11 protein-coding genes are annotated in these 14,876 nt (G+C 57.7%); 5 read left to right on the forward strand and 6 right to left on the reverse strand.

Annotated elements, in window-relative coordinates; translation table 11 throughout:
* Nucleotides 1-35: 35 nt before the first annotated feature.
* The gene (locus tag M2407_RS17985; RefSeq protein WP_217331220.1) at nt 36-1,094 is read right to left on the reverse strand and encodes a 2,5-dihydroxypyridine 5,6-dioxygenase; all 1,059 of its coding nucleotides are present in this window, start codon (nt 1,092-1,094) and stop codon (nt 36-38) included.
* 329 nt (nt 1,095-1,423) lie between these two features.
* Between M2407_RS17985 and M2407_RS17990 the strand changes: the two genes are divergently transcribed.
* The 5 genes from M2407_RS17990 (at nt 1,424) to M2407_RS18010 (ending at nt 6,211) form a co-directional block, all read left to right on the forward strand.
* Nucleotides 1,424-2,575 (forward strand): FAD-dependent monooxygenase, encoded by a 1,152-nt coding sequence (locus tag M2407_RS17990; RefSeq protein WP_041414542.1) that lies wholly within the window; start codon nt 1,424-1,426, stop codon nt 2,573-2,575.
* Nucleotides 2,572-3,366 carry an alpha/beta fold hydrolase gene (locus M2407_RS17995; protein WP_198639606.1) on the forward strand — a complete coding sequence of 265 codons (795 nt, stop codon included), beginning with the start codon at nt 2,572-2,574 and terminating at the stop codon, nt 3,364-3,366. Before M2407_RS17990 ends, M2407_RS17995 begins: the two co-directional genes overlap by 4 nt.
* Before the next feature lie 15 nt (nt 3,367-3,381).
* Nucleotides 3,382-4,134, forward strand: coding sequence for an Asp/Glu racemase (locus M2407_RS18000; RefSeq protein WP_409049654.1), 753 nt, complete (start codon nt 3,382-3,384; stop codon nt 4,132-4,134).
* A 9-nt stretch (nt 4,135-4,143) separates the two neighbouring features.
* Nucleotides 4,144-4,785 (forward strand): N-carbamoylsarcosine amidohydrolase, encoded by a 642-nt coding sequence (locus tag M2407_RS18005; RefSeq protein ID WP_259218806.1) that lies wholly within the window; start codon nt 4,144-4,146, stop codon nt 4,783-4,785.
* A 118-nt stretch (nt 4,786-4,903) separates the two neighbouring features.
* On the forward strand, nt 4,904-6,211 hold the full coding sequence (locus M2407_RS18010; protein ID WP_130015692.1) for an MFS transporter: 1,308 nt from the start codon (nt 4,904-4,906) through the stop codon (nt 6,209-6,211).
* A gap of 192 nt (nt 6,212-6,403) precedes the next feature.
* Here the strand turns inward: M2407_RS18010 and dcp are convergent, their stop codons facing one another.
* From dcp to guaD, 5 genes are all read right to left on the reverse strand, one after another.
* Nucleotides 6,404-8,605 (reverse strand): peptidyl-dipeptidase Dcp, encoded by a 2,202-nt coding sequence (gene dcp / locus M2407_RS18015; RefSeq protein ID WP_130015691.1) that lies wholly within the window; start codon nt 8,603-8,605, stop codon nt 6,404-6,406.
* Between the two features lie 166 nt (nt 8,606-8,771).
* Nucleotides 8,772-9,545 carry a xanthine dehydrogenase accessory protein XdhC gene (gene xdhC / locus M2407_RS18020; protein ID WP_259218808.1) on the reverse strand — a complete coding sequence of 258 codons (774 nt, stop codon included), beginning with the start codon at nt 9,543-9,545 and terminating at the stop codon, nt 8,772-8,774.
* The gene (gene xdhB, locus M2407_RS18025; protein WP_259218810.1) at nt 9,538-11,931 is read right to left on the reverse strand and encodes a xanthine dehydrogenase molybdopterin binding subunit; all 2,394 of its coding nucleotides are present in this window, start codon (nt 11,929-11,931) and stop codon (nt 9,538-9,540) included. The genes xdhC and xdhB overlap by 8 nt, the downstream gene beginning before the upstream one ends.
* Nucleotides 11,924-13,354, reverse strand: coding sequence for a xanthine dehydrogenase small subunit (xdhA, locus tag M2407_RS18030; protein ID WP_217331217.1), 1,431 nt, complete (start codon nt 13,352-13,354; stop codon nt 11,924-11,926). Before xdhA ends, xdhB begins: the two co-directional genes overlap by 8 nt.
* Complete coding sequence (gene guaD / locus M2407_RS18035) at nt 13,351-14,682, reverse strand: guanine deaminase (RefSeq protein ID WP_259218811.1); 1,332 nt, start codon at nt 14,680-14,682, stop codon at nt 13,351-13,353. Before guaD ends, xdhA begins: the two co-directional genes overlap by 4 nt.
* Between the last annotated feature and the right edge of the window lie 194 nt (nt 14,683-14,876).

Here is a 14,876-nt window from a genome sequence, read left to right on the forward strand (position 1 = left end):
GAGAATAGTACAAACCCCCGCGTTTAGCAGCAAGGTTAGCCCTGGCTTACTCGGGACGCCGCAGGAGCCACCACTTCGCCATCCGCCACTACCGTCGTACCGTCCAGGCTAATGTCGCAATGGCGCAGCGCGATATCCATGTGGCACGGCGTTTTACGCGTACCACCGACTTCGGTATTCGGCCCGGTGGAAAAAAGGAAGTTGCCGTAGAAAGCACGTGCATCCATACACATCCCGTCGTTTTTGTCGTGCAGCCCCATCGCCGTCCACTGTGCACGTGGCTGTAAGCCCCAGCCGATGTGCGAGATGCCGTACACTTCCGGATCGTTGAAATATTTCATGTACTCCCGAAGATATTCCGCCTCAAACCCCCCGTGAATACACGTCACAAAGCCCTTGTCTATCTCCAGCGTGATCCGTTCCCGCGCATAGCTCTTGAACGGCAGCAGGATATCGCCCACATCCAGCACCAGTACCCCTTCGGCCTGTTCCTCATTCGGCCAGGTGAACAGGAAGCCGCTTGGCCAGTGATCCCAACGTCCCGGTTCGTCGGCGTAACCGTATTCGGTTACCGTGGGGTATTGCCCCAGCGGGGCGCGAAAATCGCTGCCGGCGACAGATTTCACCTGCATTAATTTTGCCTGTTCCAGCACGGCAGCCGCCGCCAACACTCGCGCTTTGTCTTCCGCATTAGGCAACATCCGTGCCAACACCTCCGGCGGCTCGACCGCCAGCAAAATACGCGTGCCGGTCTTAAGGATTTGCTCCTGCTCCGGCGAGTGCAGCAACATCATGGTGTCGACCACCAGATCGGCGGCCTCCAACGCGCGCTGAGCCGCATGGTTGCCGGTCAATGCCGTATCACCGCAATAAGCAGTCATGTCGTTGCCCATGGCGCGCGGATGGTTAAACGAGGGCAACTCCACCGCATAAACCTTAGCGCCCAATCGCAGTGCAGCATCGGTAGCTGCGCGTACCGTGCGCGCATCGGAATAGTGACTTTTCAGGATCGCCACGCTTTGCGAAGCATCAACCTTTGACAGCGTAAGCACCTGCTCGAACAGCTGAACCAACTGACTATCATTGACCGCCATGCGGTATCTCCTGTTTTGCCTAAAGGGGTCGACGCGCCCGGCGCCAACGAGGTTATTTTGCACAAATTACAGTGAATACACTCTTTTAATTATCTAAGACTAAAAACACACCGGAAGCAAGAAGCCCGAGACACCTATAAGCAAATCCTATTTTAAGCCCTCCCCGTCCTGTGATTAACATAAGGTTAACAGAAACAGGCGGCCTATTAGCGTGAGCCAAGTCAAAATTAACACTTATGCAACTTTGCGTTATTTAGCGTATACACTATAAATCGATTATCCGTTATCGCAGCGGATGGCAGGTAAAATAACCAACAGTCAGGGGAAAAATGATGAGCAAACAACAACGCATTGCCGTAGTCGGCGCCGGTTTGGGTGGCGCCGCCGCCGCCGGTCTGCTGCAAAAAGCGGGCTTTACCGTCGACCTGTACGAACAGAGTCCGGTGTTTTCACGATTGGGTGCCGGTATCCATATGGGGCCAAACGTATTGAAGATTTTCCGCCGTCTCGGCATTGAACAACCCTTGGAGCAAATGGCGTCTCACCCGGACTTCTGGTTCAGCCGCGACGCCGAAACGGGTGATTATCTATCTCGCATCGAACTGGGGGCATTTGCCCGCAAAGAATACGGTGCCGCTTACGTGACGGTACACCGCGGCGATCTGCAGGCCTTGCAGATGGCGGCACTGCAACCGGGCAGCGTGCATTTTGGCAAGCACCTGAGCAAGATTGAAGAGCGCGAAAACCATGTGGTGCTGAATTTTGCCGACGGTACTCAGGCCAGTGCAGACATCGTGATTGGCGCCGACGGCATCAATTCCCGCATTCGCGAACACCTGCTGGGCACTGAAGCCCCAACCTACAGTGGTTGGGTGGCGCACCGGGCGTTGATTCGCGGCGATAAACTGGCCAAATACAACCTGAGTTTTGAAGACTGCGTTAAATGGTGGTCGGCCGATCGTCACTTGATGGTCTATTACACCACCCAAAAGCGCGACGAATACTACTACGTCAGCGGCGTGCCGCACCCGGCATGGGATTTCCAGGGCAGCTTTATCGACAGCAGCCGCGAGGAAATGTACGAAACCTTCGCCGGTTATCACCCGATTGTGCAGGCATTGATCGAGTCCAGCGAACAGGTCACCAAATGGCCGTTGCTGAACCGTAAACCGCTGCCGTTGTGGAGCGAAGGCCGCATGGTACTGCTTGGCGATGCCTGCCACCCGATGAAGCCGCACATGGCTCAGGGCGCAGCCATGGCGATCGAAGACGCCGCCATGCTGGCGCGTTGTCTGCAGGAAACCGGCCTGACCGACTATCGCACCGCTTTCCAACTGTATGAAGCCAACCGCAAAGAGCGGGCTTCTCGCGTGCAGGCGGTATCCAATGCCAATACCTTCCTGCGCACGCAGGAAGATCCCGCCTGGGTTTACGGCTATGACCTGTACGCGCAAGCACTGAAATCGGAGAACGCCGCATGAGCCACTTTCTGTATGGCGCCAACGTGCAGGCCAACGGCATTCGCCAGCACTATCTGCGCTACGGCGGGCAAGGCCCGGTGGTGATCCTGATCCCCGGCATCACCAGCCCGGCGATCACCTGGGGCTTCGTCGCCGAACGACTGGCTGAAAAGTACGACACCTACGTGCTGGACGTGCGTGGGCGCGGTCTATCCGCCAGCGGACCGGACCTGGCTTATGACGCCGAAACCTGTGCCCAGGACATAACCTCTTTCGCTGGCGCTTTGCAATTGGAAAACTACGCCCTGCTCGGTCATTCAATGGGGGCGCGCTTTGCCTTACGCGCTGCCGCGCTCCATCCGGCAGGGGTGCGACGGCTGGTGCTGATCGACCCGCCAGTTTCCGGTCCCGGTCGTCGTGAATATCCGGGCAAGTGGCCCTGGTATGTCGATTCGATCCGTCAGTCACTGTTGGGTATGAACGCCGAACAGATGCGCACTTACTGCCCCAACTGGAGCGAATCGCAGCGCCAACTGCGTGCCGAATGGCTGCACACCTGCTATGAACCGGCCATCCAACGCGCCTATGAAGATTTCCATCAGGTCGATAGTCATCGCGATTATCCCGCGTTGAGCATGCCGACATTACTGATGGTCGCGGGCCTTGGCGGCGTGATCCAGCAGGAAGACGAGGCGGAGATCCGCGCATTGCAGCCAGAGATAACTCTCGCGCACGTTGAAAATGCCGGACATATGATCCCGTGGGATGACTTTGACGGTTTCTTCCGTGCTCTGGGCAATTTTCTGGATTAATTAAGGAGTGGTGTCATGACTAAAAATTACCGTATCGGCCAAATCGTCCCCAGCTCCAACACCACGATGGAAACCGAAATTCCGGCGATGCTGAACGCTCGCCAACTGATCCGCCCGGAGCGTTTCACCTTTCACTCCAGCCGCATGCGCATGAAACACGTCAGCAAGGCGGAGTTGGCGGCGATGGACGCCGAATCCGACCGTTGTGCTCTGGAACTTTCCGACGCACAAGTCGACGTGCTCGGTTATGCCTGCCTGGTGGCAATCATGTCGATGGGGCTGGGCTATCACCGTGAGTCACAGGCTCGACTGGCACAGGTGACGCAAGATAATAACGCCGGCGCTCCGGTAATCAGCAGCGCCGGAGCGCTGGTCAACGGTCTGAAAGTGCTGGGGGCCAAACGCATTGCGTTAGTCGCCCCCTACATGAAACCCCTGACCCAAATGGTGGTGGACTATATCGAGCACGAGGGTATTGAGGTCAAGGTATGGCGGGCACTGGAGATTGCCGACAATCTGGCCGTGGGACGCCATGACCCGGCCAAACTGCCGGGCATTGTCGCCGAGATGGATCTGAGCGACGTTGACGCCATCGTGCTGTCCGCCTGCGTGCAAATGCCGTCCTTACCGGCGGTGGTTACCGTTGAAGCACAAACCGGCAAACCGGTATTGACCGCCGCCATCGCAACCACTTACGCCATGCTGACCGCGCTGGAGCTGGAGCCGATCGTTCCCGGCGCAGGTGCCCTGCTGTCCGGCGCCTATTAAGGAGCAACTATGGCATCCGCAGCCGATAACTCACTCACCGATAATTACAGCGGCGTCTGGGGCAACCGCATCGGCTTCGGCCGACATCCGGCCCTGCTGATGATCGACTTTATGCAGGGCTACACAACCGAGGGTGCACCGCTGTTCGCTCCCGGCGTGGTCAGCGCGGTCGACGAGAGCGTGGCGCTGTTGGCCACCGCTCGCCAAACGGGAATTCCGGTGATTCACACCAATATCCGCTATCATGCGGGGCATTTTGCCAATGGCGGCATTTGGGTGAAAAAAGCTCCGGTTATGAAGGACATGGTGGAAGGCAACCCGCTGGCGGCTTTTTGCACGCAGGTAACTCCTCTGGCCGCAGAAGTGGTATTAAGCAAACAGTATGCCAGCGCCTTTTTCGGCACCTCTTTGGCCCCGATGTTGGTGGCGCTGGGCGTCGATACCCTGCTGTTAGCCGGTTGCTCCACTAGCGGCTGTATCCGTGCCAGCGCAGTGGACGCGGTACAGCACGGCTTCCGCACCATCGTCGTGCGGGAATGCGTAGGCGATCGTCACCCCGGGCCGCATGAGGCCAATCTGTTCGACATCGACAGTAAATACGGTGACGTCGTGACTAAAAAGGAGGCCCTCGATTATCTGAATCGGCTGTAACCCAGAGCTTCACCTGCACGGAGAGCTGAACAATAAAGAAGGCGCGGAAAGCGCCTCAAAAGCAAACACACAACGCTCCTCCTCCGGAGGCCACCATGCACCACCTGGAGACATCATCATGGCCATTGTTGAAACCCCGTTAACCGGGAAAGCGGGAGCAGAATCGCTTCTGTACCGCAAAATCACCTGGAAGCTGATCCCGTTCCTCTGTTTGTGCTATCTGGCCGCCTATCTCGACCGCATCAACGTCGGTTTGGCCAAGTTGCAGATGGCCGACCAATTGCAACTTAGCGAGGCCGCCTTCGGGCTGGGCGCCGGGCTGTTCTTTGTCGGCTATATCCTGTTTGAAGTGCCGAGTAACCTGATCCTGCAGCGCGTCGGCGCCAAGGTGTGGATTGCCCGCATCATGATCACCTGGGGCCTGCTTTCCGCCTGTACGATGTTTGTCACTACCCCCAACCAGTTTTACATCATCCGCTTTTTACTTGGCGTAGCGGAAGCCGGCTTCCTGCCAGGAGTACTGTATTATCTGACGCTGTGGTTCCCGACTTACCGTCGCGGCCGCATCATTGCGCTGTTCATGATCGGCCTGCCCCTGTCTAGCGTGCTTGGCGGCCCGCTGTCTGGCTGGATCATGGGACATTTTGATATGCGACACGGGCTGCACGGCTGGCAATGGCTGTTTCTGCTGGAAGGCATTCCCAGCGTATTGTTGGGCGTACTCACGTTCTGGGTGCTGCCGAACAACTATCGACAGGCCAAATGGCTGTCCGAGGACGAAAAACAACGTATTGCAGACGATCTGGCCCAGGACGACGCCGAAGCCAGCCACAGCAAGCACAGTTTTCGCGACGGTTTCTTTAACCTCAAAGTGTGGATGTTGGGTGGCATTGACTTCTCGATCCTGCTTAGCGCCTATGCCATGGGCTTTTGGATGCCAACCTTTATCAAGACTGCCGGCGTGACCAACATCACTACCATCGGCCTGCTGACTGCGTTACCAAGCGTTGCTGCCCTGCTGGGGATGTTGCTGATCGGTACCAGTTCCGACCGCATGCGTGAGCGTCGCTGGCACATCATTGTGCCCTTTATTGTCGGCGCGATGGCGATGGCCGGCAGCACGTTCTTCACCCATAACGTGATCGCCACGGTGTTGCTGTTCTCTGTTGCGCAGGCCGCAATCATCGGTGCGGTACCGGTGTTTTTCAGCCTGCCGGCCACCTTTCTGCGCGGCACAGCAGCGGCAACCGGCTTCGCGCTGGCCTGTTCGCTAGCAAACATTGCCGGGTTAGTGAGTAACTCGCTGATGGGGCTGGCATTGGACCTGACCGGTAAAAGCGGCGGCGCTCTGTGGGCATTCGCCGGGTGTCTGCTGATCAGTTCATTGCTGGTAGTTGCATTGCCTGCCAAGGTGGTTAACCGCTGAGGACGTTGGGCCCCGCTCGCGGGGCCTGACTTATTGGCAACCACAGGATCGGTCTGCCATCTTTGTGCTTGATTGCTCACGGGCCAAAAATATCCGGCGCATGATAAATCCTCGTTTCGGCTATGTCCCGACGAAAAAAAGGACGCAAGAAACTTGCGCCCTTCTGGGAGTTTTGGGTTATGCCGCGAACTGTTATTCGTCTTTAAGACCGCGGTTGATCAACATCGGCTCGATACTCGGTTCTTTACCGCGCCACTCGACGTACAACTTCTCCAGATCCTGGCTGTTGCCGCGCGACAGCACCATATCGCGGAAACGCTGGCCGTTCTCCGCCGTCAGCCCACCGTGCTCGCTGAACCACTGGAAGGCGTCATCCGCCAGCATTTCAGTCCACAGATAGGCATAATAACCGGCGGCATAGCCGTTACCCCAGATGTGTTTGAAGTAGCTTGAGCGATAGCGTGGCGGCACGTAGCTGAGATCGATCTTGTCTTTCATCAGCGATTCGGCTTCGAATTTATCCACGTCCTGCTGCGGCTGATCGGCGCTCAGCATATGCCAGTGCATATCCAACAGTGCCGCAGACAGCAGCTCGGTCATGTCGTAGCCCTTGTTGAACTTGTCGGCTTTTTTGATTTTATCGACCAGTTCCTGCGGCATGGCTTCACCGGTTTTGTAGTGTTTGGCGTAATGCGCAAAGACTTTAGGATCGCTGGCCCAGTGCTCGTTGAACTGCGAGGGGAATTCGACAAAATCACGTGCGGTATTGGTACCTGAAAGGCTTGGGTACTCCTGATCGGCGAACATACCGTGCAACGCATGACCAAACTCGTGGAACATGGTGATCACGTCGTCGTACGACAGCAGCGCAGGCTGGCCCGGTGCCGGTTTGGTAAAGTTGGCAACGTTGTAAATCACCGGTTTGGTGCCTTTCAACTTCGACTGTTCGACGAAGTTGCTCATCCAGGCGCCGCCGCCTTTGTTGTCGCGTTTAAAGAAGTCGGTATAGAACAGCGCCATCGATTTGCCGTCTTTATCGAACACCTCATACACGCGCACGTCCGGCTGGTAAACCGGGATATCCTTACGTTCTTTGAAGCTGATGCCGTACAGCAGGTTGGCGGCATAGAACACGCCGTTGTTCAGCACGTTATCCAATTCGAAGTAAGGTTTGATCTGCGATTCATCCAGATCGTACTTCGCCTTGCGCACCTGTTCGGCATAGAACTGCCAATCCCAGGCGGCAACCTTGAAATCGCCTTTCTGCTGGTCGGAAGCCGCCTGAATGTCTTTGGCTTCACGTTCGGCACGCGCAGTGGCTGCCGGGACGATATTACGCATAAAGCTCAGCGCCGCATCCGGCGTTTTGGCCATCTGGTTTTGCAGCTTCCAGGCCGCATAGTTCGGGAAGCCCAAGAGTTTGGCCTGTTCGGCACGGACTTTGGCCAGCCGGGCAATCGTCTGGCGAGTGTCGTTGCCGTCACCCTTTTCTGCCCGGTTCCACGAAGCGTCAAACAGCGCCTTGCGGGTGTCTCGATTTTTCAGGCTTTGCAAATCCGGCTGCTGGGTGGTGTTTTGCAATACCAGTAACCACTGCTTGTCCAGCTTACGCTCACCGGCGGCCTGAGCGGCAGCGGCCAGTTCGCTCTCAGACAATCCGTCCAACTTACCCTTGTCGGCGATAGCCAGCGCACCGTCTTTGGTCGCCGCCAGCAGCTTGTTGGAGAACTGGGTACTCAGCGTCGCCGCTTCCTGGTTCAGCGCCTTCAGCTTGGTTTTATCGGCGTCGGAGAGATTGGCCCCCGCCAGCTCGAAATTTTTGTAAGTCACTTCCACCAGGCGGCGAGATTCCGCATCCAGCTTCAGCGCATCACGCTGCTGATAAATCGTCTTGATACGCGCGAACAGCTTGCTGTTGAGCATGATGGCGTCGTCCAGCGCCGCCAGCTTCGGTGAGCTTTCTTCATCCAACTTTTGCAGCGCGTCGCTGGTGTTGGCCGAGGTCATGGCACTAAACACGTTCATCACCCGCGACAGCAACGCCCCAGACTGTTCCAGCGCCACGAAGGTATTTTTAAAATCAGGCTTGGCCGGGTTGTTGGCAATCTTCTCCACTTCCTCCAGCTTTTGCTTGATACCGGCATCAATTGCCGGGGCGTAGTCGCTCTCTTTAATCAAATTGAACGGCGGCGCCTGGAACGGCAGGCGACTTTGGTAGAAGAACGGGTTCTGGTTCTTTTTATTGTTGTGCTGGTTGGCTTCACCGGTCACGTTAGCCTCCTTCGCCTGACCACTCGGCAACGCGGTGTGGTCAGCGTGCGGGTTAGTTTCTGCTGCCTGTGCCTGCGAGCTCAGCGCCATGCCGATCGCCAACACCAATGTAGATAAACGCATCAAATCGAAACTCCTCCATGTTCACAGAATAAATTGCGCGGGAACCCCAGTTCCCAGGCCACATCCTAGCTTAGGCGCAGTTGGCAGTTTGAGCAAAAACAAGTGATTAGAATGTTGAGTTGGCCTAAGCATCAGGCTTTTGGCCTTCGGTTTAATGAAAACCTTTTCAGCGTAAACCTTGCCCGTAGCAGGCAATAACCTCTCCGGCCACCGCCACCGCGATCTCCGCCGGCAGTTTGCCCTTCACGTCCGGCAGGCCCAGGGGGCAGCGCATGGCGGCGATCGCCGCTTCGCTGATGCCGCGTTGGCCGAGCTTGTATTCGAAGCGTTTGCGTTTGGTCAGCGATCCGATCAGGCCGAAGTACCCTGCGTCGCCACGGCGCAAAATACGCTCCGCCAGCGCCAGGTCCAGCGCGTGATCGTGGGTCATGACGATAAAGAAACTGCCCGGCGGCATGGCGTCGACGATCTCCAGTGGCTCATCGCTGATTTCTTGCTGCACCCCGGCGGGAATAACCCGCGGGAATTCCGCCGCGCGGCCGTCCACCCAGCGCACCCGGCACGGCAGCGTGGCGAGGATATTCACCAGCGCGCGCCCGACGTGGCCGGCACCAAACAGAGCGATCTGCGGGCGCGGCGATATCATCGGCTCAAACAGCACGCTGGTGGTGCCGCCGCAGCACTGGCCCAGTCGCGCCGCCAGCGGGAAACGTTCCAGCCGTAACTGGGGCGCAGCCTGTTGCAGCATTTCGCGGGCAATCGCCAATGCCTGAAACTCCAGATGGCCGCCGCCAATGGTATTCACCGCACGTTCGGCGGTTACCAGCATTTTGGTACCCCGGTTGCGCGGCGTGGAGCCCAGTTCGTCCACCAGCGTCACCAATACGCAAGGTTCACCGCGTCGCCGCAGATCGGCCAGTACTTCAATCCATTCATCCATCGCCGTTCTCCCGCACGTCATCGGTGACAACGTCACCGTGTAACATCTGCTGCACGCCCCACAGCACCCGTTCCGGCGTGGCCGGTGCGTCAATGTTGGGTTGCAGGCGGTAATCCGCCAGGCTGGCGACCGCGTCTTTGATTGCGCACCATACCGAAATGCCCAGCATAAACGGCGGCTCGCCCACCGCTTTGGAATGAAATACCGTATCTTCCGGGTTTTTGCGGTTTTCCAGCAGCCTGACGCGCAAATCGGCAGGCACATCGCCGATAGCCGGGATTTTGTAGCTGGCAGGCCCGTTCGTCAGCAACTTCCCTTGTTCGTCCCACACCAGCTCTTCGCTGGTCAGCCAGCCCATGCCCTGCACAAAGCCCCCCTCGACCTGACCGACGTCGATTGCCGGGTTCAGCGAGTCGCCCACGTCGTGCAGGATGTCGGCGCGCAGCAGTTTGTACTCGCCAGTCAGGGTGTCGATCACCACTTCCGCGCAGGCCGCGCCGTAGGCGAAGTAATAGAACGGGTGACCGCGGGCCTGGTCGCGATCGTAGAAAATTTTCGGCGTGCGGTAATAGCCGGTGCTGGCGAGCGAAACCTGATTGAAATACGCCTGCTCAACCACCTGCTCGAAGCTGAAATAACGCTCGGCCACTTTGACCTGGCCGTTATTGAAAATAATCTGCTCCGCACTGACCTGATGCTGTTTGCTCAGCATCTCGATCAGCCGCTGTTTAATGATCAGCGCGGCATTCTCCGCCGCCTTGCCGTTGAGATCCGTGCCGGATGACGCCGCCGTCGGCGAGGTATTCGGCACCTTGCCGGTATCGGTAGCGGTGATTTGAATACGTTCGATGTCCACCTGGAACACTTCGGCGACAATCTGCGCCACCTTGGTGTTTAGCCCCTGGCCCATTTCGGTGCCGCCGTGGTTAAGTTGAATGCTGCCGTCGGTGTAAACCAGCACCAACGCACCTGCCTGGTTAAGGAAGCCGGCGGTGAATGAAATACCAAACTTCACCGGCGTCAGCGCCAGCCCTTTTTTCAGGATTGGATTTTGCATGTTGAACTGCCGGATCGCCTGACGGCGGGCCTGATAATCGGCACTTTGCTCCAGCTCTGCGGTGATTTCCTGCAACAGGTTCTGCTCCACCGGCTGATGATAATGCGTAACGTTGCGTTGATCCTTGCCGTAATAGTTGGTTTTTCGCACCGCCAACGGATCGAGCGCCAGATAGCGTGCAATATGATCCATGACCTGTTCAATCGCCATCATGCCCTGCGGCCCGCCAAAGCCCCGGTAAGCAGTATTGGAAGCGGTATGCGTCTTACAGCGGTGGCCGGTAATCAGCACATCTTCCAGAAAATAGGCATTATCAGCGTGGAACATGGCGCGATCGACGATAGAACCCGAAAGGTCGAGCGAATAGCCACAGTTGCCTGCCAGGCTGATTTTCACCCCGTGCAGCAGCCCGCTGTCGTCGAAACCTACGTCATATTGAATATAAAACGGGTGGCGCTTGCCGGTGATCAACATGTCATCGCGGCGGTTAAGGCGCATTTTGACCGGTCGCCCTGTGAGATGCGCCATCACGGCGCACAAACACGCAGGGCCGGCAGCCTGCGTTTCCTTACCGCCAAAACCACCGCCCATGCGCCGCGTATCGATTGTCACTCTGTGCATTGGCAGGTTGAGCACCGAGGCCACCAGCTTTTGGATCTCGGTCGGGTTCTGGGTCGAGGAATACACCAGCATGCCGCCGTCCTCGGCCGGCATCACCGACGCAATCTGGGTTTCCAGATAAAAGTGTTCCTGACCGCCGACATGCAGCTCCCCCTGAATGCGGTGTTTGGCCTGCGCCAACGCGCGGTCGGCGTCACCCCGTTGATGACGATGCGCCTCCTGCACCAGGAAGCCTTCCCGTAAAGATTGAGTGACGTCCAACCGTGCCGGTAAATCCCGATAGGTCACTTTAATCGCCTGAGCGGCACGCCAGGCAATTTCCGGATCTTCCGCCGCCACAACCGCAATGACCTGTCCGACGTATTCCACCTTATCTTTCGCCAGCAGCGGATCGCCGTGCGTTAAAGGGGCGATATCCAGTTCGCCCGGCACGTCCTGCCAGGTGATCACCCTTACCACGCCGGGAAAGTCGTAACATGCCGACAGGTCCAGCTTTTCGATCTGCGCATGTGCCCGTTCGCTCAGCCTGGCCGCCAGATGCAATTGGTTCGGAAACTCAAGCCTGTCGTCGATGTATTGCGCTTCACCGCTGACGTGCTTGTCGGCACTCTCGTGCTTGCGGCTGCGGCCTACGCCGCTGGTTAACGACTGGCGGAAACGTTCTGCCAGGTGTTCCTGGGTGTGTTCGGCCCCTTTGCGATTACTCATGAGCGGTCACCTCTATTGCCAGCTGCGGCGCTGTCAGCGCAATGAAGTAGCGACGCAGCAGGTTTTGCGCCACCAGCAAACGGTAAGCGCTGCTGGCGCGGAAATCGCTCAGCGGCGTAAAGTCCTGCGCCAACGCCTGTGCCGCTTGCTCAAGGGTTTCTCGCCGCCAGGGCTGCCCAACCAGTTGCTGCTCACAGAGTTCGGCGCGTTTCGGGGTCGCCGCCATGCCGCCGAACGCCACGCGGGCGCTGCGGATAACGCCTTGATCAAAGGTCAAATTAAAAGCGCCGCACACGGCCGAAATGTCGTCTTCCAGGCGTTTGGAGACTTTCCAGGCACGAAAGTCCGCCGGTGCGCTGGCAGGCAGTACGATACTTTCAATAAATTCCCCCGGCTGCAGTGCGGTTTGGCGGTAGCCAAGGAAGAAGTCGTTCAACGGCAGTTCACGCTGGGTAGCACCACAGCGCAGGATCAGCAGCGCGTCCAGCGCCAGCAATAAGGGCGCACCGTCGCCAATCGGTGAAGCATTGGCAATATTGCCCCCCAACGTGCCCTGATTACGGATCTGCTGGGAAGCAAAACGCGCCAGCAGTTCACCAAAGGCCGGATGATAGTTGGCCAACATCGGATACAAATCACTCAAGGCGGCGCCGGCGCCAATCACCAGACGATCGCCCTGCCAGCTTACCTGCCTGAGCGCCTCAATTTGGCCAATAGCGATGATCAGCGGGATATCCTGATGCCGCTGGGTGATTTCCAGCGCCAGATCGGTCCCGCCGGCCAGCAGTTTGGCCTGCGGGTGCTGTTGATAGAGCCGCGCCAGCTCATCGAGGCTCTGCGGCAGCAAACAGCGCTTGCCGTCAGCCTCCAGCGGCGTTGCGGCACGGATGGCCTGCAGCCGTTGCAGCGTTTGTGGCTGGTGGTGGTCGAAGCTGTCTGGCTGAGGGTTATCGCACGCCTGCTGCGCCGCCGCCAAAATCGGGCGATAGCCGGTACAGCGGCACAGGTTGCCGGCCAGTGCCTGCTGCGCCTGTTCGCGTTGATAGGACGCTGTGTTTTTTTGCAGGCAGAACATCGACATCACGAAACCCGGTGTACAAAAACCACACTGTGAGCCGTGGCAGTCGACCATAGCCTGCTGCACGCCGTGCAATTCCCCCTGCTGTTTCAGATCCTCTACGGTGATCAACTGTTTGCCGTGCAACGCGCTGACGAAGGTCAGACAGGCATTAACGCTGCGATAACGCAGCCGATCGCCTTCCGGCTCGGCCAACACCACAGTACAAGCGCCGCAATCGCCGGAGGCACAGCCCTCTTTGGTGCCGCAGCGGCCAAGGTCACGCCGCAGGTAGTTCAGCACCGTGGTGTTGGGATCGAGTGCGGTTTCTGTTTTCAGGGTTTGATTAAGCAGAAACTGGATCATGCCGCCTCCTGGCACTTGGCCGCTCGGTACACCACTTTGCCGTCGACGTAAGTACGATAAACATTGCGATCGTCACCCAGGGTCATCAACACAAACAGTTGCTCCGCCAGTTCGCGGCTGTTTTCATGTCGCAACTTTTGCAGCGGTGACACGGCCGGATCCAGCACCACAAAATCCGCCTCTTTGCCCACGTCGAAGTTGCCGATTTTGTCGTCGAGCGACAGGGCTCGAGCTCCGCCCAGCGTCGCGTGGTAGAAGGCTTCACAGGCGGAAAGCTGATAGCGCTGCAGCTGAGCGACCTTGTAAGCCTCACCCAGCGTTTCCAGCATGTTAAAGGTGGTCCCGGCCCCGACGTCGGTTCCGATACCCAGCCTGACCTGCTTCTGCCAGGCCTTTTGCAGGTTGAACAAACCGCTGCCCAGAAACAGATTGGAGGTTGGGCAAAAGGCGATCGCCGAACGGGTTTGGCACAGGCAATCCCACTCTTGTTCTTCCAGATGCAAACAGTGGGCGAACACGCTTTTCTCTCCGGTCAGCCCGTACTGGTGGTATACGTCCAAATAGCTGCGGCTGTCGGGGAACAACTCTTTTACCCAGGCCACTTCATCAAGATTTTCGCTCAGATGGGTGTGCAGGTAGGCATCCGGAAATTCCTGGCGCAGGCGCTGCACCTGCTCAAGCAGCGCCGGGGTGCTGGTGGGCGCAAAGCGTGGCGTAATGGCGTAACTCAGCCGCTGTTTGCCGTGCCAGCGCTCAATCAGCGCTCGCGTTTGGCGGTAGCTCTGTTCCGGGCTTTCCAGCAAGGCTTCCGGCGCATGGCGATCCATCATCACCTTACCGGCAATCAAGCGCATGTTCAGCGCCGCCGCCTGGCGGAACAGCGCTTCAACCGACTGAGGATGCACGGTGCCAAATACCAGCGCCGTAGTGGTGCCGTTGCTTAACAGCTGCTGCAGAAAGAATGCCGACATTTTGTCAGAGTGCCGTTCGCAGCAAAATTGGCTTTCTGTCGGGAAGGTATAGTTTTTCAGCCAGGTCAGCAGTTGCTCGCCATAGGCGCCGATCATTTCGGTTTGCGGGTAGTGAATATGGGTATCGATAAAACCGGGCACGATCAGTTTGTCCGGATAGTGAGCGACCTCAAACCCCGGCGGCAACAGCGATTCGCCCTGCTGCCAGCTGCCGAACCAGGCAATCGCGCCTTCATGGAGCAGCATTAACCCGTCAGGAATATGTCGCAGCTGCTGACCTAATTGCTGCGGATGATCCACGCAGGCCGCGATGTCGAAAAAATTGCCACGGATCGCCGTGGTGAATGGCATGTTCATTTTGCTTTCCTTCTCTACCGACCAGCGCACAGCACCCGGCTGAGTCAATTCAGCCTGGAGAGCGATGGCGGTCTTTTTATCGATCGCAGATGTTGATTTTGACTAGTCCTGATATAGGTTGACACTTTTCAGCCGGATAACGCCCGATGAACCTCATCGGGCGTTTTATATTTTAGCGACAGGTGCGGCCGCCG

It is taken from the genome of Serratia sp. BIGb0234 (assembly GCF_024809915.1).
Taxonomy (GTDB): domain Bacteria; phylum Pseudomonadota; class Gammaproteobacteria; order Enterobacterales; family Enterobacteriaceae; genus Serratia; species Serratia liquefaciens.